This window comes from Synechococcus lacustris Maggiore-St4-Slac (assembly GCF_024345595.1).
Taxonomy (GTDB): domain Bacteria; phylum Cyanobacteriota; class Cyanobacteriia; order PCC-6307; family Cyanobiaceae; genus Synechococcus_D; species Synechococcus_D lacustris.
This window is the reverse complement of record NZ_JAGQBK010000002.1, coordinates 210,508-235,883: the sequence shown is the minus strand read 5'-3', so window position 1 is coordinate 235,883 and position 25,376 is coordinate 210,508. Positions and strand designations below refer to the sequence as shown.

20 protein-coding genes, 1 tRNA gene and 1 pseudogene are annotated in these 25,376 nt (G+C 54.4%); 7 read left to right on the top strand and 15 right to left on the bottom strand.

Annotated elements, in window-relative coordinates; all coding sequences use genetic code 11:
• Window positions 1-107, bottom strand: a pseudogene (locus tag KBY68_RS02985) (photosystem II q(b) protein); the annotation flags it as partial.
• Between the two features lie 141 nt (window positions 108-248).
• On the opposite strand from KBY68_RS02985, the gene KBY68_RS02980 reads away from it, so the two are divergent.
• Complete coding sequence (locus KBY68_RS02980; protein ID WP_255095835.1) at window positions 249-1,850, top strand: photosystem II high light acclimation radical SAM protein; 1,602 nt, start codon at window positions 249-251, stop codon at window positions 1,848-1,850.
• A gap of 1 nt (window position 1,851) precedes the next feature.
• On the opposite strand, the gene KBY68_RS02975 is transcribed toward KBY68_RS02980, so the two are convergent.
• Genes KBY68_RS02975 through KBY68_RS02965 form a run of 3 tightly spaced genes read right to left on the bottom strand, consistent with a single transcriptional unit; the run spans window position 1,852 to window position 4,190 of the window.
• Complete coding sequence (locus KBY68_RS02975; protein ID WP_255095834.1) at window positions 1,852-2,580, bottom strand: CPBP family intramembrane glutamic endopeptidase; 729 nt, start codon at window positions 2,578-2,580, stop codon at window positions 1,852-1,854.
• Window positions 2,580-2,909, bottom strand: coding sequence for an ATP-dependent Clp protease adapter ClpS (gene clpS, locus KBY68_RS02970; protein ID WP_106498628.1), 330 nt, complete (start codon window positions 2,907-2,909; stop codon window positions 2,580-2,582). The genes KBY68_RS02975 and clpS overlap by 1 nt, the downstream gene beginning before the upstream one ends.
• A gap of 45 nt (window positions 2,910-2,954) precedes the next feature.
• Window positions 2,955-4,190 (bottom strand): LL-diaminopimelate aminotransferase, encoded by a 1,236-nt coding sequence (locus KBY68_RS02965; RefSeq protein WP_255095833.1) that lies wholly within the window; start codon window positions 4,188-4,190, stop codon window positions 2,955-2,957.
• Between the two features lie 63 nt (window positions 4,191-4,253).
• On the opposite strand from KBY68_RS02965, the gene KBY68_RS02960 reads away from it, so the two are divergent.
• The 3 genes from KBY68_RS02960 (at window position 4,254) to KBY68_RS02950 (ending at window position 9,722) form a co-directional block, all read left to right on the top strand.
• A complete protein-coding gene (locus KBY68_RS02960; RefSeq protein ID WP_255095850.1) occupies window positions 4,254-6,839 on the top strand; it encodes a TIGR03936 family radical SAM-associated protein in 2,586 nt (861 codons plus the stop codon).
• A 325-nt stretch (window positions 6,840-7,164) separates the two neighbouring features.
• Window positions 7,165-9,090, top strand: coding sequence for an Rne/Rng family ribonuclease (locus KBY68_RS02955; protein ID WP_255095832.1), 1,926 nt, complete (start codon window positions 7,165-7,167; stop codon window positions 9,088-9,090).
• A complete protein-coding gene (locus KBY68_RS02950; protein ID WP_255095831.1) occupies window positions 9,087-9,722 on the top strand; it encodes a ribonuclease HII in 636 nt (211 codons plus the stop codon). The genes KBY68_RS02955 and KBY68_RS02950 overlap by 4 nt, the downstream gene beginning before the upstream one ends.
• Here the strand turns inward: KBY68_RS02950 and KBY68_RS02945 are convergent.
• Window positions 9,658-10,176 (bottom strand): DUF1997 domain-containing protein, encoded by a 519-nt coding sequence (locus tag KBY68_RS02945; RefSeq protein WP_255095830.1) that lies wholly within the window; start codon window positions 10,174-10,176, stop codon window positions 9,658-9,660. The genes KBY68_RS02950 and KBY68_RS02945 overlap by 65 nt on opposite strands.
• 32 nt (window positions 10,177-10,208) lie before the next feature.
• Here KBY68_RS02945 and pheA point away from each other — a divergent pair, with 32 nt between their 5' ends.
• Window positions 10,209-11,117: a prephenate dehydratase gene (pheA, locus tag KBY68_RS02940; protein ID WP_255095829.1), complete on the top strand. Its 909-nt coding sequence runs from the start codon at window positions 10,209-10,211 to the stop codon at window positions 11,115-11,117.
• Here pheA and KBY68_RS02935 read toward each other — a convergent pair.
• The 9 genes from KBY68_RS02935 to KBY68_RS02895 form a co-directional block, all read right to left on the bottom strand.
• Window positions 11,092-12,036 carry a methyltransferase domain-containing protein gene (locus KBY68_RS02935; protein WP_255095828.1) on the bottom strand — a complete coding sequence of 315 codons (945 nt, stop codon included), beginning with the start codon at window positions 12,034-12,036 and terminating at the stop codon, window positions 11,092-11,094. The genes pheA and KBY68_RS02935 overlap by 26 nt on opposite strands.
• On the bottom strand, window positions 12,033-12,680 hold the full coding sequence (locus tag KBY68_RS02930; RefSeq protein WP_106498632.1) for an LON peptidase substrate-binding domain-containing protein: 648 nt from the start codon (window positions 12,678-12,680) through the stop codon (window positions 12,033-12,035). Before KBY68_RS02930 ends, KBY68_RS02935 begins: the two co-directional genes overlap by 4 nt.
• 38 nt (window positions 12,681-12,718) lie before the next feature.
• Entirely contained in the window at window positions 12,719-13,039 is a 321-nt protein-coding gene (gene rpsJ, locus KBY68_RS02925) for a 30S ribosomal protein S10 (protein ID WP_106498633.1), read from the bottom strand.
• A 101-nt stretch (window positions 13,040-13,140) separates the two neighbouring features.
• On the bottom strand, window positions 13,141-14,370 hold the full coding sequence (tuf, locus tag KBY68_RS02920; protein WP_106498634.1) for an elongation factor Tu: 1,230 nt from the start codon (window positions 14,368-14,370) through the stop codon (window positions 13,141-13,143).
• A gap of 42 nt (window positions 14,371-14,412) precedes the next feature.
• Window positions 14,413-16,488 carry an elongation factor G gene (fusA, locus tag KBY68_RS02915; protein ID WP_255095827.1) on the bottom strand — a complete coding sequence of 692 codons (2,076 nt, stop codon included), beginning with the start codon at window positions 16,486-16,488 and terminating at the stop codon, window positions 14,413-14,415.
• Window positions 16,489-16,580: 92 nt separating this feature from the next.
• Complete coding sequence (gene rpsG / locus KBY68_RS02910) at window positions 16,581-17,051, bottom strand: 30S ribosomal protein S7 (protein WP_106498636.1); 471 nt, start codon at window positions 17,049-17,051, stop codon at window positions 16,581-16,583.
• A 53-nt stretch (window positions 17,052-17,104) separates the two neighbouring features.
• Window positions 17,105-17,479, bottom strand: coding sequence for a 30S ribosomal protein S12 (gene rpsL, locus KBY68_RS02905; protein ID WP_106498637.1), 375 nt, complete (start codon window positions 17,477-17,479; stop codon window positions 17,105-17,107).
• A gap of 51 nt (window positions 17,480-17,530) precedes the next feature.
• Entirely contained in the window at window positions 17,531-17,863 is a 333-nt protein-coding gene (locus KBY68_RS02900; protein ID WP_255095826.1) for an AIR synthase, read from the bottom strand.
• A gap of 5 nt (window positions 17,864-17,868) precedes the next feature.
• On the bottom strand, window positions 17,869-19,545 hold the full coding sequence (locus KBY68_RS02895; RefSeq protein WP_255095825.1) for a phosphodiester glycosidase family protein: 1,677 nt from the start codon (window positions 19,543-19,545) through the stop codon (window positions 17,869-17,871).
• 127 nt (window positions 19,546-19,672) lie between these two features.
• On the opposite strand from KBY68_RS02895, the gene gltB reads away from it, so the two are divergent.
• Window positions 19,673-24,223 (top strand): glutamate synthase large subunit, encoded by a 4,551-nt coding sequence (gltB, locus tag KBY68_RS02890; RefSeq protein ID WP_255095824.1) that lies wholly within the window; start codon window positions 19,673-19,675, stop codon window positions 24,221-24,223.
• Here the strand turns inward: gltB and lipA are convergent.
• Window positions 24,220-25,089, bottom strand: a complete 870-nt coding sequence (lipA, locus tag KBY68_RS02885; RefSeq protein WP_106498641.1) for a lipoyl synthase — start codon at window positions 25,087-25,089, stop codon at window positions 24,220-24,222. The two genes, gltB and lipA, sit on opposite strands and share 4 nt — an antisense overlap.
• Window positions 25,090-25,113: 24 nt before the next feature.
• On the opposite strand from lipA, the gene KBY68_RS02880 reads away from it, so the two are divergent.
• A tRNA-Pro gene (locus KBY68_RS02880) sits at window positions 25,114-25,187 on the top strand.
• The last annotated feature ends 189 nt before the right edge of the window (window positions 25,188-25,376 follow it).

The following is a 25,376-nucleotide window of genomic DNA, read 5'->3' as shown; positions in this document are numbered from 1 at the left end:
AGAACGCCGAACCAACCCACATAGAGGCGGTTGTCGGTGCTGGTAACCCACTCACAGAACTGCTGCCACGCAGAAGCGCTGGAGCGCTGCTGAATTGTGGTTTGCATGAGTTCGGGGGAAGTGTGGCCCGAGGGCCGGTATGGATGTCGGGATGTCCGACCTATGCAATGTAACAGATCATTGCGGCTTGTAAAGCAAGCGCCCTTGTCTTTTCAGTTGTTAGGGTCCAGCCAGTTGGAGCTAATCGGGTGCAGCAGCCGTTAGTGCAGCTTGAAAACACAGCAGCAGAGCGGGTTTTGCTGGTGCGCTTGCCATGCAATCCAATTTTTCCGATCGGGCCGATTTATTTGGCGGATCACCTTCACAAGCTTTTCCCTGAGCTGCCCCAGCGCCTTCTTGATCTAGCTGCTGTGCCCTTGCTTGATGTGGAGCGGGTGCTTGCCACAACAGTTGATGCCTTTAAACCCACCCTTTTGGTGTTTTCCTGGCGGGATATCCAGATCTATGCCCCCGTGGATGGCCGCGGCGGTAATCCGCTGCAGCATTCATTTGAAGTGTTTTATGCCTCAGGGCCCCTACGGCGACTGCGCGGTGCCCTAGGCGGCTTAAGGCTGATGGCCTCTTTTTATGGTGATCTTTGGCGCAATCTGCGCCTGGTGCGCCAGGGTTTACGCCGTGCCCGCAAGCATCACGCCACTGCCCGGGTGGTGCTTGGTGGTGGGGCCGTGAGTGTGTTTTATGAGCAATTGGCTAAGCAGTTACCTCGCGGCACTGTGGTTTCTGTGGGGGAAGGGGAGCCACTGCTTGAAAAATTGCTGCGCGGTGAATCCCTAGTAAATGAACGCTGCTTTGTTGTTGGTGAAGAGCCACGGCCTGGCTTGATCCATGAACAACCCGCGGGAATGGAGAAATCAGCCTGTAACTACGCATATATCGAGTCGATATGGCCCCAATTAAATTGGTATCTAGAAGCAGGTGATTTCTACGTTGGCGTGCAAACAAAACGCGGTTGCCCCCACAACTGTTGCTACTGCGTTTACACCGTTGTTGAGGGCAAGGCCGTAAGGGTAAATCCGATCGATGAGGTGATAGCTGAAATGGCCCAGCTCTACGACCGTGGTGTGCGTGGTTTTTGGTTCACCGATGCTCAATTCATCCCCGCCCGTAGATATATAGAAGATGCCAAACAACTACTGCGGGCAATTCAAGCCCAGGGTTGGAGCAACATCCGCTGGGCCGCCTACATCCGGGCCGACAACCTCGATGCCGAACTAGCTGAATTGATGGTGGCAACAGGTATGGATTATTTTGAAATAGGTATAACTTCAGGCAGCCAAGAGCTGGTGCGCAAGATGCGCATGGGCTACAACCTGCGCACAGTGTTGGAAAATTGCAGGTTGCTTGCAAAGGCTGGCTTTAATCAGCATGTTTCAGTTAATTATTCTTTTAATGTGATCGATGAAAGGCCAGAAACCATTCGTCAAACCGTTGCCTATCACCGTGAATTAGAGCGCATATTTGGTGCCGATAAGGTGGAGCCAGCAATCTTTTTTATCGGCCTGCAACCCCACACTCACCTTGAGCAATATGGCTTTGATCAGGGTTTGATCAAGCCGGGCTACAACCCGATGAGCATGATGCCCTGGACCGCCCGCCAGCTGCTTTGGAATCCAGAGCCCATGGGTAGCAGTTTTGGCAGGATTTGTTTAGAGGCTTTCGCCACCAACCCCACTGATTTCGGCCGCACAGTAATGGCTCTCCTGGAGCGGGAATATGGTTTGGCGCCCCTGGATGAAGCCTTGCAGGCGCCGCTTGAAGGTCGTAAAGCCCTTGCCAATGCTGTGCGTTAATTCACCACCAACGGCGCCGCACCCACAGCAACAGCAGCAGCGGTAGCCAAGCCAGCAAGCTGCCGATTGGATTTGCTTCCTGTTGGCCAATTAAGCCTTGATTGAGCACAAACCAGCCCCCCACCAGGCCACCATGCAACCCAACGGCCCCCCAAATCAGGCCACCATCCGCTCGCCGTTGCAAGCCCAAGGCAAGGCCCAGCAGGGTAAGCCCGCCAAGCAATCCCAATAGGGAAGCCAAAGGCAGGTTGAAACGGGTGTGGGCAAGGCTGAAGATGAGCGCTTGAACCACCAATGCCAAGCCTGATTTACCGGAAAAGCGAAATTCAAGTTCTCCCATTAGCCAACCCCTAAATAGCAATTCCTCAGCAAAACCAACGCCAAGGCCTAGCACCAAGCCATTGAGCAATAACCCCGGGCTCAATGCTGGCTGCCATTGGATCTGGCCGGTTAGCAAGAGGCCGATTAAAAGAAAAATCAGCAGCAGCAATGCTTTGATCAGCCCCCGCAGCAATGCCTTGAATAGGGCTTTGCTGGATGGTGCAACCACCCCCAAGCTGATCCAGGGTTGCGTTTGCCCCCAGAGCTGTTTCACCCGCCAGGGCAAGCTCACCACTAAGGCAAGCAGCGCTGGCACTGCCGCCAGGGCCGGTGGGGCGCCCAGGGCCTGGCCACCAAGAAAAATCGCCACCAAAACCGCTGGATAGAGCAAGGTGTTAACCCAGCCCATCACTCCTCTGGCTCAATCGTGCTGCTAAGGCCTTTGCTCTTTAAGGATTCGCAGTAGAACTCAGCCGGTTCGATATCACAAACGATCACAAGGCCCACGCCGGTGCTGTGGGCTTCAAGCATCACCGCTAGGGCATCCTGCTCGCTTAGGGATGGCACCACCTGCCGAAGGGTGGTAACCACGTATTCCATTGAATTAACGGGGTCGTTGTGGAGCAGCACCCGGTAGCGGGGCGAAGGTTTCCTTACCCGTTCGGGTGCTTTATCGAGCACTGCAACACCACCGGGATTGCCCTCTGGTGTTTGGGATGCTTGATGAGGATTGGTCATCCTGGCCAAGTCAGTCATAACGATTCAGATATGACGTTAGAAAATCTAGGCGAGCAATAGCTTCCTAATTCTGGTGATCGCCTCCTCCACATTGGCGCGGCTATTGAAGGCAGACAAACGGAAATAACCCTCACCGGCAGCACCAAAGCCACTGCCTGGGGTGCCTACCACATTTGCCCCTTGCAAAAGCTTGTCGAAAAACTGCCATGAATCAAGACCATTTGGCGTTTTTATCCACACGTAGGGAGCCTGTTCGCCGCCATAAACCTCCAGGCCAGCCTCCTTGAGGGCGCTTCGGATAATTGAGGCATTTTCCATATAAAAAGCCACCAGTGCCTTCACCTGGCCTTGACCCTCTGGGCTGTAAACAGCTTCCGCCCCTCGCTGCACGATGTAGCTAACACCATTGAATTTTGTGCACTGACGCCGGTTCCAAAGCCCCCAGATTTCTATTTCTTCGCCATTGGCAGCTTTACCCATTAGGCCGCGGGGCACCACGGTGATGGCGCAGCGGGTGCCGGTGAAACCAGCATTTTTTGAAAATGAACGGAATTCAATGGCGCAATTGCGGGCCCCTTCGATTTCATAAATTGAATGGGGTAATTCTGGATTTTGAATAAAAGCCTCGTAGGCAGCATCAAATAAGATCAATGAATTATTGGCGCAGGCATAATCAACCCAGGCTTTTAGTTGGCTTTTACTTGCAACAGCGCCCGTTGGATTATTGGGGAAACAGAGATAAATAAGGTCTACTTTTTCCTTTGGTATTTCAGCTGTAAAGCCATTTTCAGCGGTAATTGGCAAGTAGCTGAGTCCGCCATAACGGCCAGCTTCATCGGCATCGCCAGTGGCACCTGCCATCACATTGCTATCTACATAAACCGGATACACAGGATCGGTAACAGCAATGCGGTTGTTGCTGCCAAGGATGTCGAGGATGTTGCTGCTATCGCATTTGGAGCCGTCGGAAACAAAAATCTCCTCGGCCGTGATCTGGCAGCCGCGGGCTTGGAAATCGTGGGCGGCAATTTTTTCACGCAACCACAGGTAACCCTGTTCGGGCCCATAGCCACGGAAGCCAGCGTGGGTGCCCATTTCGTCTACAGCTGCCTTCATGGCATTGCGGCAGGCCTCAGGCAGGGGTTCGGTTACATCACCAATGCCAAGCCGGATGATCGCTGCACTTGGATTGGCTTCGCTGAAGCCCTTTACCCGCCTTGCTATTTCAGGAAAGAGGTAACCCGCCTTGAGCTTTAGGTAGTTGCCGTTTACTTGCACCATGGCGCCGATGAATCTGGGCGGATTGTCCTACAGCACGGTGCTGCTTGGGCAGGCCTCCATAGGATTAAGAACCACCACAGCACTAAACCTCTGGACTTTGCTTCCCTGGTAAACAGCACCATTGCCAAGCCCGGCCGCTATCTGGGTAATGAGCTTGGGGTGCAGCCCAGGGATTGGCATGGGGCCTCAGTGCGTTGGGCCCTCACCTACCCAGAGGTATACGAGGTGGGGGCCAGCAACCTTGGCCACATCATTCTCTATTCGATTCTCAATGCCCAGCCGCGCCAACTCTGTGATCGCGCCTATCTGCCCGCCCCAGATTTAGCAGCCCGCCTTCGGGCTGCATCAGCCCCTTTATTTGCGGTGGAAAGCAGGCGAGCGCTAGCAAGTTTCCATATTCTTGGCTTCAGCCTCAGCTATGAACTCGGCGCCACCAATGTGTTGGAGATGCTCGATCTGGCCGGCATTCCCCTGCGGGCATCGGCGCGGGGTGATCTACCCCTAAATGATCCCGATGCTCCGCCTTTGATCTTTGCTGGCGGCCAAACCGCCACAAGTAATCCAGAACCTTACGGGCCGTTTTTTGATTTCATTGCCCTTGGTGATGGTGAGGAATTACTGCCGGAAATTGGCTTGGTTTTAGAAGAAGCGATTAGTGCGGGTTTAAGCCGCAGCGCTGCCCTGGCCGACTTAGCTGAAATACCCGGTGTTTATGTGCCTGCTTTTGGCAAAAGGAGGGTGGTAAGGCGCACCGCCACGCCAATGCCCCACTACGCCATGGCCCTGGTGCCAAATGTGGAAACGGTGCACGATCGACTCACGGTGGAAATCCGCCGCGGTTGCACCCGCGGTTGTCGCTTTTGCCAGCCGGGAATGCTCACCCGCCCCGCCCGTGATGTGGATCCCCAAACGGTGGTGGAGGCGGTGGAAACCGGCATGGTGCGCACCGGTTACAGCGATTTTTCGCTGTTGTCGCTCAGCTGTAGCGATTACCTATCCCTGCCCGCCGTGGGTGTTGAACTGCGTAATCGCCTGCAGGAACACAATGTGAGCCTGGCTCTACCCAGCCAGCGCATCGATCGTTTCGATAGCAACATCGCCCATATCCTTGGCGGCACCAAACAGGGCAGCCTCACCTTTGCCCCAGAGGCTGGCACCCAAAGGCTACGCAACATTGTTAATAAGGGGCTCACCGATGCCGATTTAATCGAAGGTGTGCGCACTGCCATGCGCCATGGCTGGCGCAAGTTGAAGCTCTATTTCATGATTGGTTTGCCGGGTGAAACCGATGACGATGTGCATGGCATCGCTAATACGGTTGAGATGTTGCGTTATGAAATGCGCGATATCGGCAGGTTAGAGCTAAATCTCACCATCAGTAATTTCACCCCCAAGCCCCACACTCCATTTCAGTGGCATAGCGTTTCTTCCGCCGAATTCCTGCGGCGTCAAAAACTATTAAAAGAGCGCTTTGCTGAGCTGCGCGGTTTGAAAGTGAACTACACCGATGTGCGCCTTTCAGCGATGGAGGATTTCATCGGCCGCGGCGATCAAAGCCTTGCCGCTGTGATTGAGGCGGCATGGCGAGCCGGGGCCGGCATGGATGCCTGGTTCGACAACATCGAGCGCACCTACGGCGCCTGGACTGGCGCGATCGAGGCCGCTGGCATGGGCGGTAGATACAGGGCCCTTGAAATGGGTAGTTGGGCGGAGTTGCAGGCCCTCACCCCAGCGCAACGCCAACAGCGCTGCAGCGAACCTTTGCCATGGGATCACATCGATTCCGGTGTAAGTAAGCAGTGGCTCCAGGAAGACCTTGAACGGGCGCTTAGGGAGCAACAGCTACCTGATTGTTCCTTTGATAGTTGCAGCCATTGCGGTGTGTGTGGTGAAGGGTTGGGGCACAACGTGGTGCTGCCGGCTGCGCCGGTACCAGCGATCGCTAAACCGCGTAAACCGCCCAATAACCAAGTTGGCCGGCTGCGGGTTTGCTTCGCAAAAACCGCCGAAATGGCTTTGCTTAGTCATCTCGATTTGGTGCGTATTTTTGATCGCGCCCTGAGGCGGGCACGCCTACCGGTGAGTTTTAGCGGTGGTTTTCATCCCCTGCCGCGGCTACAGCTAGCCCTGGCTTTACCCCTAGGGGCAGAGGCGCTAGCCGATTGGTTTGATCTCAGCTTCAGCGCAGAAATTGAGCCGGAGCGCTTCCTGGAACTATTGCAACCCCAACTACCACCAGGGCTTCACTTGAATAGTGCCCATGCCATTGCTGTGCATGCACCAGCGTTGAGCCAATCCTTAGTTTCTGCCAGTTGGCGCTTGAGGGTTGCTTTGCCACCAGGGGAGATCAATCCCAAGCCTGAGGAGTGGCAAGCAGCTCTGGGGGAATTATTGGTGGCGGAGCATCTGCCAGTGGCGAGCAAGGATCGTTTGGGCCGGCCTAAACAAAAAGATTTAAAGGCTTACTTATTGGATTTGCATTGGTATCACTGGCGGGCCGCAGGGGTGGAAATCGGCTTGGAAAGTGCGGTGGAAAAAAGCGGCCGCAGCCTTAAGCCAAACCAATTGCTTCAGTTGTTGGAACAGCGGCTGGATATACCCCTAATGCTTGAGCACCAAGTGCGGGAATCTTTGAATCTGGCGTGCTAACTTATAAACAAGGCGGAAGAACCGCCCGAAGAACCGCCCACGGTCTAGGTTGCGTTTATCGCTCCTTGCACTGATTGCGTTTAAGGGTTTTCCGGTATCCGTCCTTCCCCTGCCTTTGCAGCAGATCCATAAGAGCTGTAAGCAAGGTTTTTAGGGTTGGCATATGCATTGCTGTCATATGCATTGATGTCATATGTGCGTTTTTTGGTGCCTGCTCGATTTTTGTTGAAAAATTTGCTTCAGCCCCCAACAGCTGATTGCAGCCAAGCATTTCCCCTTTTCCCCTAACCTCTTTTGGTGGCCCCGCAAGGGGTTGCCTCAGCCCATGCCACAGCAGATCGTTATCGCTGAGCAATTGCGGATCGCCGCCGTACTCAACGAAGAACGGGTTGATGAATTAATCGTTGCCCAAGGTCGCCATCAAATTGGTGATGTTTATTTAGGTACAGTTGAAAATGTATTGCCAGGCATTGACGCCGCTTTTGTAAACATTGGCGAAAGTGAAAAAAATGGCTTCATTCACCTTTCCGACCTAGGTCCCCTACGCCTTAAAAAGGGCGGTGCTGGCATCACCGAATTACTGGAGCCACGCCAAAAGGTGTTGGTGCAGGTGATGAAGGAACCAACGGGAACAAAAGGGCCGCGTTTAACAGGCAACCTTTCTTTGCCGGGTAGGTTTTTGGTGCTGCAACCCCATGGCCAGGGGGTGAATATTTCCCGCCGAATTGCGGCCGAATCGGAGCGCAACCGCCTGCGGGCCCTTTCGGTGTTGATTAAGCCTCCGGGCACAGGTTTACTGGTGCGCACCGAAGCTGATGGTGTTAGCGAAGAACAGATAATTGATGATCTTGAATCATTATTGCGCCAGTGGGAGGCCATCCAACAGGCGGCGGAAACTGCCCAGCCCCCAATTTTATTGAATCGCGATGAAGATTTTATCCATCGCGTTTTAAGAGATCTATACGGCCCTGATGTTTTACGGGTTGTGGTGGATTCCCAGGAGGCGGTTGCCCGTGTAAATGCTTTCCTGGGCCAGGATCAAGCCAACCTAGTGGTGGAATTCCATGAAGATGCCAATGAAATTCTTGAGCATTACAAAGTAAACGCAGCCATTCGAGATGCTCTCAAGCCAAGGGTGGATTTACCATCGGGTGGTTATGTGATTATCGAGCCCACAGAAGCGCTAACTGTGGTTGATGTTAACTCCGGCTCCTTTACCCGCTCAGCTAATTCCAGGGAGACTGTTCTTTGGACTAATTGTGAAGCCGCAACTGAAATTGCCAGACAGTTGAAGTTGCGTAATATCGGTGGTGTGGTGATTATTGATTTCATTGATATGGAATCACGCCGTGATCAATTAATGCTGCTTGAGCACTTCACCCAGGCCATGCGTGATGATCAAGCAAGGCCTCAGATTGCGCAAATTACTGAATTGGGTTTGGTGGAACTCACCCGCAAGCGTCAAGGGCAAAATATCTATGAATTATTCGGTAGGGCTTGCTCCAGCTGTGGCGGTTTGGGCCACGTGGTTACCCTTCCCGGTAAAGACACAATTCAGCCCCTGGCGGCCTTGCCGGGCTTGGTGCGTTCGGTGGCCTCTGCCAGGGCTGAGGTTTCAAGCCCCAGTGGCGTTGATGGCGGAGTCCGCCGTCGCGGTGCTCGAGGCGGCCGCAGCTCAGAGCCGGAGATTGCCATCGCAACTAATGGCATCGCGGCAGTGGCTGCAGCTGTTGAACCCAGGCGTAATGAGCCGGAATTATTGGCTGTTCCCATGGATGAAAGCCAGGAATTGGTATTCGGCTGGATGGGTCTCAACCCAGCCCTATTGGCTGAGCCAGCCCCAGAAGAGTTCGATAATGTTTTGGTGAGGGTTGTGCGCCCTGGTGAAGATGCCGCCCAAGTTTTGGAGCAGGCTCGCGCGGAGCTCGCCGCCCAGGGGGGGAGAAGGCGTCGCGGAGCCCGCGGCACCAGTAATGGCAGCAGTAGCCGATCGGCTTTAGTGGAGATCACCCCACTGGATACCAATGATTTTGGAGGGGCTGATCTAGATCAAAATCCAAACCAGGATCTAAACCAAGATTCAAATCAGGATCAAAATCAGGATGAATTTCAGCTTGAGCTTGGGCCCGAGCCTGAGTTGTTCACAATTGCACCGCTGCTAACTAGCGAAGTTGAAGAAGAAGCTCCCGCAGCTGAGCTTGATCCCGCTGATGAGGGCCGCCGCAGGCGGCGACGTTCCTCGGCAAGTTGACCACCAGCAAGTTAACCACCGGCAAGTTGATCACCGCAGGTGTTGATGAAGTTGGCAAGGGATGTTTATTCGGTCCTGTTTGGGCCGCTGCGGTGATTTTGAAACCCCAAGCTTTTGCTCAGTTGCCTGGCTTAGGTGTTACCGATAGCAAGGCCCTTTCTGCAAAACGCCGGGCCGCATTGCTGCCATTGATTCAGCCCCAGCTGGAAACTTTTGGCTATGGCCAGGCTTCTGCCGCTGAAATCGATCGCCTTGGGATTCGAGCCGCCACTGAATTAGCAATGCTGCGGGCCCTGCAGCGGTTGCAATTGATGCCTGAATTGCTCTTGGTAGATGGCTGCCTGAGGCTCAGGCCATGGCAAGGAGAGCAAGAAACAGTGGTGCGTGGCGATAGCTCTTGCCTTGCTATTTCCTGTGCAAGCATTTTGGCTAAGCAGGCGCGGGATGCCCTGGTTGAGCGCCTAGCGCTTGTGTGGCCCGGTTATGGGTTGGAGCAGCATCACGGCTATGGCACCTTGAAACATCGCCAAGCCATCGCCAAGTTGGGCCCGAGCCCCCTGCATCGGCTTAGTTTTGCTCATGGCACCAAGAATGGAAATCCCGCACCAATTGCTGGCCCACCCGGCCTTTGATCGTGAGCAGGATGCCATTGAGCAGTGATTCGCCAGTGGCCTCTAATACCCTTGCTGGAATTAAACGCAACACGGCTGGATGGCTCACTTGAACCTCCAATTCAGCTTCTCCAACCAAACCATTGGGTTCCGCTTGCAGCCAAGAGCGCAGCTTTAATTCGAAGTCGTCTGTAATCCCAGGTACACCGTCTAAATCGCAATGCACTGAATCCAGTTCCAGCCGTCCTGGCGCCTGCAGAGCTTTTAATTCAACCACCGGTTTTATGCGCAACTGAAATAGTTGCAAAGGCCTAACGGCGTAGCTGTAGCTGCCGGCCTGCAGGGTAGTGAGTTGATCAGCACTTAAAAGTGCCCCCACTACCCGCGCCTCTTGCCGCAGGTAGTGGGGCAGCCTTTCGGGCTGCTCTATCACTGGCAGATCCAAGTTCTGGACCGCTTTAAAGGCCAGAACCATGGCCGAATTTGGCATCGTGGAGGATCCTATCGGTGAAGCCCCCGAGCAACCACTTGCCAGTGCCCATTTCCGCCATTGCCTACCTGGGTCCTGAGGGAACCTATGGGGAACAAGCTGCCCTGCGCCTTGCCCATGGGCCAGAGGTAAAGCTCCTGCCCCAGATCACAATTCGCAATGTGATGGAAGCCCTCGGGGCTGGCCTAGTTGATGCGGCAGTGGTGCCCGTTGAAAATTCCGTGGAGGGAGGTGTAACCACTTGCCTAGACACCCTTTGGGAATCAGGTGCCTTCCAAGCCGAACCTTTGGCTATCGAAAGGGCGCTGATCCTGCCGATTCGCCACGCTTTGCTCAGTGATGGAGCGTTGCAAAGCATCACTGAGGTTTTGTCCCATCCCCAGGCCCTGGGCCAATGCAGCGCTTGGTTGCAAAAGCACTTGCCAAATGCACTACAGCTCCCCACTAGTTCCACGGCAGAGGCGGCGCGGATGGTGAAGGGCTCCCGCTTTAGGGCAGCGATTGCCTCAAAAAAAGCAGCTCAAGAGCATCGATTGCCTGAATTGGCCTATCCAATTAATGACCAACCGGGTAATTGCACGCGATTTTTGCTATTACGCAGGGCTCTAAATGAACAAGCTGGAGCAGTTAATTGCACCAGCCTTGCCTTTTCGTTGCATGCCAATGCTCCAGGGGGATTGGTTGAAGCTTTGCAGGTTTTTGCTAAAAGGCAGTTGAATATGAGCAGAATCGAATCGAGGCCATCAAAAAGGGAGCTGGGCGAATATGTGTTTTTTGTGGATATCACCTGGCCGCCAATTGATGTTATTCAGCAGCAAAAAATTGATCAACAATTGGAGGCTGCCATGGAGGAATTAAAACCTCTCTGCGAACGTTTAATTAGTTTTGGCAGCTATCCAATTACAGACGATACCTCTCTGCCTTAAATAAACCAAATTGCATTAAACCCCGGGCAAAGGCCCAGTGCATCAGTAGGAGGGTGGGAATTTCCCTAAAGCCTTTCAATAGGGCGCCGGGGCCAAGGCTTAGCACTGCCCATGGCCTGCGAATGCCTTCAGTGATGGAAGCAAACCAAGAGGGCAGTGTTTCAACAGTCCAATTGTTGGTTTCAGGGGGATTATCAAGGGCGCCGGTGGCAATTAAGTTATCGCAAAAAGAATTGATGCTAGAGAAAGCTGGATGGGCCCATTGCACCCGCAGTTGCTCTAAAACCCAATTTTCAATGGGGCTAAAAGGTTTGCTGCTGGGATCCCTTTGATTCCAGTCGGCAGCAACCAGAAGGCCGCCTGGTTTTAGCACCCGCATTAATTCATTAGCAAAGCCTTGTTTATCAGCTATGTGAGGGGCGCATTCCACGGTCCAAACGGCATCAAATTCTGCCTCCTCATATTGCAAAGCAAGGGCATCCATCACGGCAAATTTACAACTGAGGTTTGCAGGAGTAAGCGCTTGGGCCCTAGCAACTTGGGCGGCGCTAATACTCACACCAACTACATCAAAGCCGTAGTGATTGGCTAGTAAACGGCTGCTGCCACCAATGCCGCAACCCACATCGAGCAGCCGTGAACCGGGGGGCAATTTATCTAATCCACCCCAGCGGGCTAAGGCGATAACGAAATCAGCTTTTGCCCCACGAAAATCACGGGCTTGGGGAGGCTTGCCGTAGTAACCAAGGTGGATATGTTCGCCCCAAAGACGTTCCAACAACTTATCTTTAGTCCAGTGGTCGTAGGCATTGGCAACACTTTTGCCGTTATTAAATCGCCGTGGCAATAGGTACCAAGCGGCAAAAGCAAAGGAGAGGGCTGCAAGCAGTAGGCATAGGAACAACAGCCCTAGGTTCATGACTCCAAATCTTTAAGGGTGTCTTTAAGCACAGTGCGGGCAGCTAGCTGGCGGCGGGTGTGATCAAGTAAATCCAATTCCCGCTGCAGGCGATCTGAAGTGGATGTCATTTCCAGCAGTTGTTGCTGGTGATCCGCAACGGCACCACCAAGGTGACCACCCACCCAAAAGGACAATTCCCGTGGTAATTCGGGTAGGTCGTTAGGTAGAACGGTTTGCTGACCCAGCAATTTGCCGGATAGATCAACCACATCTTGCAGCGCTTGGCGCACGTTATTGGCCAGGGGTTGGAGATCAACTTCCACTGGTTCATCCTCCAGCCAACACACCAAACCCACCATGAATGGCGCCTCTCGCACCACATTCAAGAGGCGAAAACGTTGTTGGCCGATCGTAACGAGGTTGCTGCGTTCATCCGCCTGGGTTTGACACTGGAGGATTTCGGCGCAGCAACCGATGCTGGCCATGGCCTTTTGTTCAGGATCCCAACGCACTACCCCAAAACGACGGTCGCTATCCAACACACTTTTGAGCATGAGGCGGTAGCGAAGCTCAAAAATATGAAGGGGCAGCACCTCCTGGGGGAAGAGCACCACGTCTGGTAGAGGGAAGAGCGGTAGCTCCCGAACGGACAGGTCCGTCATAACAACGGGAGATCAAAGGCCATTCTAGGTGAAATTGATCAGAGCTTGACCTCAATATCCACACCACTGGGTAGATCCAGCTTCATGAGGGCATCAATGGTTTTGGAGGAGGGGTTGTAGATATCGATCAAACGCCTGTGGGTGCGGGTTTCGAAGTGCTCTCGGGAATCCTTGTCAACGTGGGGGGAACGTAAAACACAATAGATCTTGCGTTTTGTTGGCAAGGGGATAGGACCGATTGCAGTGGCAGCGGTGTGATCAGCGGTTTCAATGATTTTGTCGCAGGAAAGATCCAGCATGCGGCGATCAAACGCCTTTAGGCGGATGCGGATTTTCTGCTGAGCGATGGCATTAGACATGGTGATTGGCAAAAAAGAAGGAAAGATTCAGTTGTCGAGGTGCATACAAAAAAGATAGCCGCTAACTCTTAGCAAGAGCTAGCGGCCTATCGAAACCTAGATCACTCGAGGATTTTTGAAACAACGCCTGCACCAATGGTGCGGCCGCCTTCACGGATGGCAAAACGCATGCCCTGTTCCATGGCAACACCACAGATCAGCTCACCGGTCATTTTGATCCTGTCGCCAGGCATAACCATTTCAACCTTGGTGCCGTCGTCGGCGGTGAATTGGGTGATTTGACCGGTTACATCCGTTGTGCGGATGTAGAACTGGGGGCGATAGCCAGCAAAGAAGGGGGTGTGGCGACCACCTTCTTCTTTGGTGAGCACATAAACCTCACCCTCAAACTTGGTGTGGGGCTTGATGGAGCCTGGCTTCACCAGCACCATGCCGCGTTCGATATCTTCCTTTTGGATGCCGCGAAGCAACAAACCAGCGTTGTCGCCGGCCATGCCTTCCTCGAGCTGTTTGCGGAACATTTCCACACCGGTAACGGTGGTGGTGCGGGTTTCGCGGATACCAACGATTTCTACGGTTTCACCAACCTTCACCTTGCCCCTCTCGATCCGTCCGGTGGCAACGGTGCCACGACCGGTGATCGAGAAAACGTCTTCGATGGCCATTAGGAATGGCTTATCGATTTCACGCTCGGGCTCTGGAATGGAGGCATCAACTGCATCCATTAGATCGAGGATTTTGTCTACCCATTCGTTTTCGCCGCGGGCACCTTTACCGCCGCCTTGAATGTGCTCAAGGGCTTTGAGGGCGGAACCGGCCACCACGGGGATGTCATCACCGGGGAAGTCGTACTTGTCGAGCAGTTCCCTCATTTCGAGTTCCACCAGCTCGAGGAGCTCCTCGTCGTCCACCATGTCCTTCTTGTTGAGGAACACCACCAGGGCGGGCACACCCACCTGCTTTGCCAGCAGGATGTGCTCCCGGGTTTGGGCCATGGGGCCGTCGGTGGCGGCCACCACCAAAATGCCACCGTCCATTTGGGCGGCACCGGTGATCATGTTTTTCACATAGTCAGCGTGGCCTGGGCAGTCCACGTGGGCGTAGTGACGGCCCTCGGTTTCGTACTCCACGTGGGCGGTGTTGATGGTGATGCCGCGCTCCTTCTCTTCAGGGGCGCCATCAATCTCATCGTAGGCCTGGGCTTTGGCCTGACCAATTGAAGCGAGCACGTTTGTGATCGCTGCGGTGAGGGTGGTTTTGCCGTGGTCAACGTGGCCGATGGTGCCGATGTTGACGTGTGGCTTAGTTCTCTCAAACTTCTCGCGGGCCATTGTTAAATAAAAATCGAGGGTAAACGAAGAGGGAGTTGGGGATCAGGAGTTGCCCTGATTCTTGGAAATGATGGCTTCGGCCACATTCCGAGGGACCTCCTCGTAATGGCTGAACTCCATTGAGAATATACCTCTCCCCTGGGTCATGGATCTCAGCTGGGTAGCGTAGCCGAACATCTCAGCCAGGGGCACCTTGGATTGAACCTTGGAGGTGCCGTTATCGATCGACTGGCCCTCCACCTGACCGCGCCTAGAGGAAAGGTCGCCAATAACTGAACCGAGATAATCTTCTGGAATTTCCACTTCTACTTTCATCATTGGCTCAAGAAGCACAGGATTGCACTTCTTCACGCCATCTTTGAAAGCCATCGAACCGGCAATTTTGAAGGCCATCTCGGAGGAGTCAACGTCGTGGTACGAACCATCGATCATTGATACCTTCACATCGATGAGGGGATAGCCAGCGATAACGCCCGATTGGCAAGTTTCTTTCATGCCAGCTTCGGCAGGGCCGATGTATTCCTTGGGAACAATGCCGCCAACAATTTTGTTTTCAAACACAAAACCAGTGCCGGGTTCGCCAGGTTCCATCTGGATAACCACATGGCCGTATTGACCTTTACCACCGGTTTGACGGGCAAATTTGCCCTCACCCTTTGAACTGCCGCGAATTGTTTCCCGATAGGAAACCTGTGGAGCACCAATATTTGCCTCCACTTTGAATTCCCTGAGCATGCGATCCACCAGGATTTCCAGGTGAAGTTCGCCCATGCCGGCGATAACTGTTTGGCTTGTTTCTGGATCCGTTCTAACCCTGAAGGTGGGATCTTCTTCAGAGAGTGATTGCAGGGCTTTGGATAGTTTTTCCATGTCGCCCTTGGTTTTGGGCTCAACAGCCACGGAAATAACCGGTTCTGGGATAAACAGTGATTCCAAAATAATTGGATCGGAATCAACGCAAAGGGTATCGCCAGTGGTGGTGTCTTTTAGGCCGAGCACAGCGCCTAAATCGCCAGCGCGCAACTCATCAACCTCCTCGCGATCATCTGCTTTGAGCAGAATTAAACGGGAGATGCGCTCTTTTTTATCTTTGGTTGAATTCATCACGTAACTGCCTTTTTGCAGCACACCTGAATACAAACGAACAAAGGTTAGTTTTCCATAGGGATCGGCCATAACTTTGAAGGCCAAGGCGCTGAAGGAGGCGTTGTCTTCACAGACCCTGATTCCCTCTTCACCGTTGGGAAGTATGCCTTGGATCGGGGGCACATCAATGGGTGCGGGCAGGTAATCCACCACCGCATCAAGCATCAATTGAACGCCCTTGTTTTTAAAGGCAGAGCCGCAGAGCATCGGCACAAGGCCATGCTTAACAACGCCCTCGCGAATACCTTTGCGCAATTGAGCTTCGCTTAATTCACCGGTTTCAAGGAATACTTCAATCAACTCCTCATCCAGCTCAGCAACTGATTCCATCAGTTTGGAGCGCCACTCTGCGGCCGACTCCTTCATGTCATCTGGAATATCAACTTCTAAAATATCTGTACCCAGATCGTTTGTGTAGATAAATGCTTTATTTTGAACTAGGTCGATAATTCCTTTAAGGTCGTTTTCGGCACCGATTGGCAATTGAATCGGAGCTGCCTTTGCCTTCAATCGATCCTTGATTTGTTCATAAACCCTCAGGAAGTTTGCTCCTGTTCTATCCATTTTATTAACAAATACCATCCGCGGCACTTTGTAGCGATCCGCCTGGCGCCACACTGTTTCCGATTGTGGTTGAACACCACCAACGGCGCAAAATACAGCGATCACACCATCAAGAACCCGCATGGAACGTTCCACCTCAATGGTGAAATCCACGTGGCCAGGTGTATCAATAATGTTGATGCGGTGATCTTTCCAGCTGGTGGAAATAGCAGCGGCGGTAATTGTGATACCCCGCTCCTTTTCCTGTTCCATCCAGTCGGTGACGGCGGCGCCATCGTGCACCTCGCCCATTTTGTGCACCACACCCGAATAGAACAGAATTCTTTCGGTGGTGGTGGTTTTGCCGGCATCGATATGGGCGGCAATGCCGATATTTCTGACGCGGTCTAAAGGGAAGGCGCGAGCCACGGGATGCTCCTTAGGTGTGCTTTAAAAGCGGGCGCAACTCTACAGGTTGGTGATTAGTTAGCTGTTGGCCCAAGCGCTAACTATCAAGTTGCTCAATAGCGGTAGTGGGCAAAAGCCTTGTTTGCTTCAGCCATTTTGTGGGTTTCTTCCCGCTTGCGAACGGCGCTGCCGGCCTCATTGGCGGCATCCATCAATTCACCGGCAAGTTTCTGGGCCATGCTGCGGCCATTGCGGGCCCTGGAGAAATTCACAAGCCAACGCAGGGCCATGGCCGTACCCCGCTCTTGGCGCACTTCCATGGGCACCTGATAGGTGGCACCACCAACCCGGCGGGCGCGAACCTCCACCAAGGGGGTTGCATTGCGCACAGCGGTTTCGAACACTTCCAAGGGATCAACCCCCGTGCGTTCGTTGATCATGCCGAAGGCATCCGAGAGGATTCGCTGGGCTGTGGACTTTTTACCGTGCTTCATCAGGCGGGCCACAATCATTGAGGCCAAACGGCTGTTGAATTGCGGATCGGGCAGAACCGGGCGTTTCTCAGCTGCGTTGCGGCGGGACATGGGGGGAGAAAATTAGCGAGGGTCGGGAGTTGATTGCTGAGCAGCGCCTGGGCTCAATCCTTTGGTGTTTTGGCGCCGTATTTAGAGCGGCTCTGGCGGCGATCCTTCACCCCGGAGGTATCGAGGGTGCCGCGGATGATGTGATATCTCACACCGGGAAGATCCTTAACCCTGCCGCCGCGGATCAACACCACCGAGTGCTCCTGCAGGTTGTGGCCAATACCTGGGATATAGGCCGTTACTTCAAAACCAGAGGTGAGCCTCACCCTGGCCACCTTGCGGAGGGCTGAGTTTGGCTTCTTAGGTGTGGAGGTATAAACGCGGGTACAAACCCCACGGCGCTCAGGGCAGGCCTTGAGGGCAGGGGATTTGGTCTTACGAATAAGACTCTGCCGCTCGGTGCGGATCAGTTGTTGGATGGTGGGCATCTAAAACCGGTGGCAGGCCATAGGGCCGTGCTGATTCGACAATCTGACACTTTACCCCCTCGGGGTAAAAGCTGCTCCGCAAGTGCAGCTGCGGATCTGTTCGCCACCCCGCAACAAAAAACCACCGCCACTGAGGGAACTTTGAAAATCAAGCTGCAAACCTTGAAGTAGCTGCAATTGGTGGCTATGGCCATAGAGGGTTATGCCATCACTGCGGGCAATGGCTGCCTCCCCAGTGCCGGCCCGCAATTGAATCGCCCAGGCTTCACAGCTGCCCGGCACCAATTCCAGCGCCATCGCCCCTGGCTCGCCGCCGCAGGCCGCCTGGCGACAAAGTTCAGCGGCGGCCCGCGCTGTGATCTTTAGGCCTGCAGTTTGGTTCATGGCAATTAGCGGTTGGTGCGAACTACAAGGCCAAGGCCGTTATGAATGGCTGAACCTATGCCCCGGCCACTTTTACCTTCACGGCCTTCAACTAACAGGGCTGTGGAACTGCCTCCATCCAAGTTAAGTGCTTGTTTTAAGCCGAGTTGCAACAACAACTCAGCGCTTTCCGCCAGGGTGGGGCCCCTGTTATCCAAACCCTCCAAAGCGATCAGCCACACCTGATCACCATCGCCCGCCACCACGCTGCGGGGTGCCCTTTGTTCCATAAAGGCTGGGCTGAAATTTTCCGCTGCCCCATTCAGCACCACCTGGCCTTGGTTCAAGAGCAGCGGCCCGGCTTGAAGCAGGTTTGGCATCGCATTCATCCGTTCTGGAAATAAATCCCTTTGCAGTTGAACCGCATCCCCCGGTTGCAGCGGCAATTGGCTGCCCCCTCTTGCCACCACTAAAGCTTGACCTTGGCGCAGGGGCACACCAGCGGCCATCTGCTCTGCAGACAGGATTTCCAAAACGCGGCCATTTTCCAAAATCCATCCGCTTTCCTGGCTTGTGATCGGCCTGTAAACCGCACCCCAAAGGCTGTTGTAGTGGCCAAAACCCTTTTGCACATATCCACTGTTAAGTGCTCCGAGGGGCCAGCGATTGCCTTGGCTATCGCTCAGCCATTCCTCCAGGCGCACATTGCTGAAAATTGGTTGTTGCCCTATTTGCCAGGCAATGGCCCCGCGGTTGAGGATTGGCCCGGATAGCCAGGCCCCCTGCTCCCTCAGGCCACCAAGGGGTAATTCGCGCACACGGTTAAAGAAGCCGCCATTGAGGGCCGCCAATGCCCCTTGGGCTCGGGCGAGGCCCGCCAATGATCCAAGGCCTTCCATTTGTTTGCGGCTTAGGGGCACCAACGCATAGGCACTGCGGATTGGATCAAAGCGCACGAAACTAATTTGATAGCGCTGGCCATTCAGGTTCAATATTTTTTGCTCCATTGCCGGGGCGGCATTGGGATTGGCCGCAGCGGCTAAGGGCTCTATTGCTGGCGGGCTGATGCTTGCCCTTTGCAGGGTTTGATCAAAAACAAGCCTGGCTGGGCTCCCCAGGCTGAAATTAGTAATCCCCTGGCTTGATAGCTGCAGAAGGGAACCATTCATTTGAGCGGCTAATCCCTGTTGGCGCAGGCCCCGAAGGGCAAGTTCTGGATTACTCAAATTGAGCTGCAAATTTTCCCCTTGCTTCTGCACCAAGGTTGGGCCGCTGAGGTCGAGCACAACCCGCAATTGAGAATGCAACCTGGAATTGCGCACCTGCAAAACCCTGGCGGCAGGCAGTTCAAGTTCCAGCGTTGAGCCCCCCAAAGGGGACGTTTTCACTTTGCTATCCACCCCTAAATTGCGAAAAAAGTCCCCCACCTCCACCGCCACTTCGTCTTGAAGGCTGCGTTGGTTTTGAACTGGAACGCCAAGATCACGGCCAAACCAGCTCAAATTCAAGCTGCCGTTGGCAGCACTGGTTTTGTTAACGCCAAATTGGGCTTCTAGAACGTCTAGGGGTAGCCAGAGCTTTGGTGGGCTGCTTTCTTCCCAGCGCCAGGGCGCCTGCATCTTTTTGCCATTAATACTTATATCGGCCCCTTCCCTTGGGGCAACTTGAGAAATCAAGGCAGCCGGTGGCTCTAATGGCAGCACTTTCCCCCCGGCACTAAGGGATGCAACTTAGCTAGGTAGCAAACTTTTAGGATTCCAGCTTGGGCTGGTTTACGGCAATCCGGAAGTTGTTCGGATTGTTTGCATTCCAGCAGGTGCTCCCCCGCCCATGTTTCTGATCGATAACGCCCAGTGGCCCCATTGCGATAGCCCTGCTCCAGCAGCTGTGGCTGGGGAAAAAGATGCCTGTGGCGTTGGGTTTTTGGCGCAGCTCCAGGGGCAAGCCAGCCATTGGTTGTTGCAGCAAGCCCTGCGGGCCTTGGATTGTATGGAACATCGGGGTGGTTCCTGCGGTGATGGTGATTCCGGTGATGGCGCCGGGGTTTTGTGCGGCATCCCCTGGCACTACTTAGAGGCGGTGTGGCCCCAGGCGGCTGCCAGCGCCAAGCAATTGCGGGGCTTGGGGATGGTCTTTTTGCCTGCCGATGGCAGTAGGCGATCCCAAGCCAAACAATTTTGTGAGGAGGAGGCCCTCGCCCTTGGCCTCTCCAGCCTGGGTTGGCGAGAGGTGCCAGTGGTTGATGCTGTTTTGGGTGCGATGGCACGCAAAACAGCCCCCGTTATTGAGCAGTGGCTGATCGCACCACCAGGGGAGCTGCAAGCTGCTGAAGCCCTAGAGGCTTTGTTGTTTCGCCTGCGGCGGCGGGTGGGTGAAAGGGTGCGGGCGGCAGCCTGGGGCGCTGAGGTGGGAGAGCTTTATTTCGCTTCCCTCAGTTGCCGCACCGTTGTTTATAAGGCGATGGTTCGTTCTGCGGTGTTATCTGCCTTTTATCAAGACCTGCGCGATCAACGCTTTTGCGTAAGTTACGCCGTTTACCACCGGCGCTTTAGTACAAATACCCTGCCCCGTTGGCCCCTGGCCCAGCCGATGCGGCTCTTGGGCCATAACGGTGAAATAAATACCCTGCTGGGCAATATCAATTGGGCGAGGGCTGCAGAGGCAAATCTCGATGGGATTTGGGGCGAAGCTGCTGCCGAACTCAAACCTTTGGTGAATCCAGCCTTCAGTGATTCGGCCAACCTTGATGCCACCTTGGAGTTGCTCGTTCGCAGCGGCCGGCCGATTACGGAAAGTTTGCTCACCTTGGTGCCAGAGGCATTTAGGGATCAGCCGGAACTGGCCGATAAGCCCGAAATCCAGGCCTTCTACGAATATTCAGCTTGCACCCAGGAACCATGGGATGGGCCGGCCCTATTGGTATTTAGCGATGGCCGCAGCGTTGGCGCCACCCTGGATCGCAATGGTTTACGCCCTGCTCGTTATTGCATTACCAGTGATGGCTACGTGGTGATGGGTTCTGAAACAGGTGTGGTGGAACTTGATGAAAGCTTGATTATTGAAAAGGGACGCCTTGGGCCGGGCCAGATGTTGGCTGTGGATCTGGAGCAGGGCCGTTTATTGCGCAATTGGCAATTAAAACAAGAGGTGGCAGCTCGGCACCCCTACGGCACTTGGTTAAAAGAGCACCGCTTAAGCCTTAGCCCGCAACCCTGGCAACAGGCCAGCCAGCTGCAAGAAGAGCAGCTGTTGCGGCTGCAAACCGCCTTTGGCTTCAGTGCAGAGGATCTTGATCTTGTAATCGAAGACATGGCAGGCCAGGGTAAGGAGCCCACCTACTGCATGGGCGACGACATTCCCCTTGCCGTTTTATCCAATAAACCCCATCTGCTTTACGACTATTTCAAGCAACGTTTTGCCCAGGTAACCAACCCGCCGATTGATCCATTGCGGGAAAAGTTGGTGATGAGCCTGGAGATGCACTTGGGTAAGCGAGGTTCGCCCCTTAAGCCCGAAGCTGAGGCGGCGGCGGTATTGCATCTTTCAAGCCCAGTGCTCAACGAGGCGGAATTGGCCTCCCTTGCAAACCAGGGGCTCCCCTGCTGTTGCATCTCAACTTTGATGCCGATCAGCCCTGGTCCAGTGGCTCTGGAGCAAGCCTTAAAGCGCTTGCAATTTGATGCTGAACAGGCGGTGAAAGGTGGTAATCAGATCCTGATACTTTCCGATCGAGGTATTGATGCCAGCACCAGTTATATCCCTCCGCTTTTGGCGGTGGGTGCTGTGCACCATCACCTGCTCAAGCTAGGCCTGCGTTTACAAACATCTCTGGTGCTGGATACGGCCCAGTGCTGGACCACCCATCATCTCGCTTGTTTGATTGGCTATGGCGCCAGTGCCGTTTGCCCCTGGCTCACCTGGGAAACCAGTCGCCAGTGGCTGGCTCAAGCACGGGTGCAGAAATTAATTGAAACCGGTAAGTTGCCGGCTTTAAGTATTGATAAGGTGCAGGCAAATGTACGTAAATCTCTGGAAGATGGCCTGCGTAAGATTTTATCTAAGATCGGTATTTCCCTGCTTGCTAGCTACCACGGTGCCCAGATATTTGAGGCGATTGGCATTGGTGCAGATTTAATTGAATTGGCTTTCACCGGTACCACTAGCCGCGTGGCGGGTTTGAGTTTGGCGGAGTTGGCTAATGAAACCCTTGGTTTCCATGCCAAGGCGTACCCAGAGCTGAATCGCAGCAAGCTCGAATTCATGGGTTTTGTTCAATACCGCACTGGTGGGGAATATCACCTCAACAGCCCGGATATGGCAAAAGCCCTGCACGCAGCTGTTAAAGAGGGCCCCGGCTACAACCATTTCAATACCTACAAAACCCTGCTGGAAAACCGTCCGGTTACGGCCCTGCGGGACCTGCTTGAGCTAAAGCCGGCGGCCACCCCCCTGCCGATCGAACAGGTGGAGAGTGTGGAGAGCATTTGCAGCCGCTTTTGCACCGGTGGCATGAGTTTGGGCGCCCTTTCAAGGGAGGCCCATGAGGTGTTGGCAATTGCGATGAATCGCATCGGCGGCAAGAGCAACAGCGGCGAAGGCGGTGAAGATCCAGCCCGCTTCCATGCCCTTAAGGATGTGGATGGCGAGGGGCATTCAGCCACCCTGCCAAACCTCAATGGCCTGCGTAATGGTGATAGCGCCTGTTCAGCGATTAAACAAATCGCCTCTGGCCGTTTTGGTGTTACGCCCGAATATCTACGCAGCGGCCGTCAACTAGAAATCAAGGTTGCCCAAGGGGCGAAGCCAGGGGAAGGCGGCCAATTGCCCGGTCCCAAGGTTGATAGCTACATCGCCTGGTTGCGCAATAGCAAGCCGGGTGTTGCTTTGATTTCACCGCCACCCCATCACGACATCTATTCAATTGAAGATCTAGCCCAGCTGATTCACGATCTACACCAGGTTCATCCCGCCGCCAAGGTGAGTGTGAAACTTGTGGCAGAGATAGGTATAGGCACCATTGCCGCTGGCGTAGCTAAGGCAAATGCCGATGTGATCCAGATTTCCGGCCACGATGGTGGCACCGGTGCTTCGCCGCTCAGCTCGATTAAACATGCCGGCAGTCCATGGGAGCTTGGCCTCACTGAGGTACATCGCGCCCTACTGGAAAATGGCCTGCGCGATCGGGTTTTACTGCGGGCTGATGGTGGCCTTAAAACCGGCTGGGATGTGCTGATTGCTGCGCTTTTAGGTGCTGAAGAGTTTGGCTTTGGTTCGGTGGCGATGATCGCGGAGGGGTGCATCATGGCCAGGGTTTGCCACACCAATAACTGCCCTGTGGGGGTGGCTACCCAAAAGGAAAATCTGCGTAAGCGGTTCCCTGGGGTGCCTGAACATGTGGTGAATTTTTTCCTGTTTGTAGCTGAGGAGGTGCGTCAGCTATTGAGTGTGCTCGGTGTGGCCCGCTTGGAGGATTTAATTGGCCGCAGTGAATTACTGCAACCCCGTGTGGTGGCCCTTGCTAAAACTAAAGCGCTTGATCTTTCCTGCTTAATTAATTCGATCCCCGCCGCCGCTGATCGTTCTTGGTTGAAGCATTCAGCCACTGCCCATGGCAATGGTTTGGTTCTGGAAGATCAACTTTTAGCTGATGCTGAGGTGATGGCTGCGATTGATGGCCATGGCCGCATGAGTTGTGATTTAGAGATTGTTAACACTGATCGCAGTGTGGGTGCGCGCATTGCAGGGGAGATTGCAGCTCGCCATGGCAATAAAGGTTTCAACGGCGAACTTGCGCTCAATTTCAATGGCGCCGCTGGCCAAAGTTTTGGTGCATTTGTGCTTCAAGGCATGCAATTGCGTTTGGTGGGCGAAGCAAACGACTACGTGGGTAAAGGCATTAATGGCGGACGCCTGATCGTGGTACCACCGGCGGGGGTTAAAGATCCAGGCAACCAGGTGATCCTTGGTAACACCTGCCTCTATGGCGCCACCGGCGGTGAGTTGTATGCCCTTGGTAGGGCTGGCGAGCGCTTTGCCGTGCGCAACAGCGGCTGTAAAGCGGTGGTGGAAGGTGCCGGCGACCACTGTTGTGAATACATGACAGGCGGCGTGGTGGTTGTGCTTGGCTCCACGGGGCGCAACGTGGCGGCCGGTATGACGGGTGGAATTGCTTTCATTCTTGATGAGGATGCTGGCCTCGCCCAGCGCGTTAACCAGGAGATCGTGGCGATCGAGCCCATCAGCAACTCTGAACAAGATGCCCTGCTGAAATCACTGCTGGAGGGCCATCTAGAGGCCACCGGCAGCGCCAAGGCTGCAGCTTTGCTGGCGGATTGGCCCAGTTGGAAACAGCGTTTTAAGGTGCTAGTAACGCCCAGTTAACGGGGGTGCTCCCGCATCAACCGTTGCACCTCTCCGGCGTGGTAACTGCTGCGGGTTAGGGGGCTGCTAACCACCTGCAGGAAGCCCAGTTCGGCTTCGCCTTGGCGGCGGAATAACTCAAATTGTTCCGGCGTTACGAAGCGATCTACGGCTAGATGTTTCGGCCCCGGCGACAGGTATTGACCGATCGTAACGATGTCTACTTTGTGTTGGCGTAGATCAGCCATAACCTCCACAACTTCGGCGTTGCTTTCACCTAAACCCACCATTAGGCCTGATTTTGTGTAGGAGCGCGGCCAGCCGCTGCGCACCCGCTGCAGTAGTTCGAGGGAGCGGGCGTAGTTGGCTTGGGGGCGCGCTTGTTTATAGAGCCGTGGCACCGTTTCGATGTTGTGGTTAAGCACCTCAGGGGCTGCTTGCATCACAGCTGCGAGGGCATCCCAGTTGCCGCAGAAATCAGGGATCAACAATTCAATCGTGGTGAATGGACTGCGCCTGCGCACCTGCTCAATGCAGGCAACAAATTGACTAGCGCCACCATCGGCGAGGTCGTCGCGATTAACTGAGGTGATCACCACATGGCCGAGTCCCATGCGGGCCACTGCCTCACCAAGCCGTTCCGGTTCGCTGGGATCCAGCTGCCGCACACTTTTATCAAAGTCGATGTCGCAATAGGGGCAGGCCCTGGTGCACCCAGGCCCCATGATTAAAAAAGTGGCTGTGCCAGCGGCAAAGCATTCACCAATATTTGGGCAGCTGGCCTCCTGGCAAACCGTATTTAATTTGAGATCCAGCAGGAGATCAGCCACCTCTCCAATGCGGGCCCGCTGGGGGGCCTTCACGCGTAACCAGGGGGGTTTCAACACAACACTCTCCTAGAATCAACCTATCGGGATGTGGCGCAGCTTGGTAGCGCACTTCGTTCGGGACGAAGGGGCCGCAGGTTCGAATCCTGTCATCCCGACTTAAACCAGCTCGAACTGATGTATACCGTATACATCAGGCCCACGGGCTTTGGGCCGCTAGGGAGGATCTTCCCAGTTGGCTCGATCTGCGCTCTGAGCTCAACCGCCAGGCGCCGCTAGTTCCTTGATGGTTGAACCCAAGCAATCGTCAGTATTGGTTGTAGATACGGATGTGCTGATTGATTATT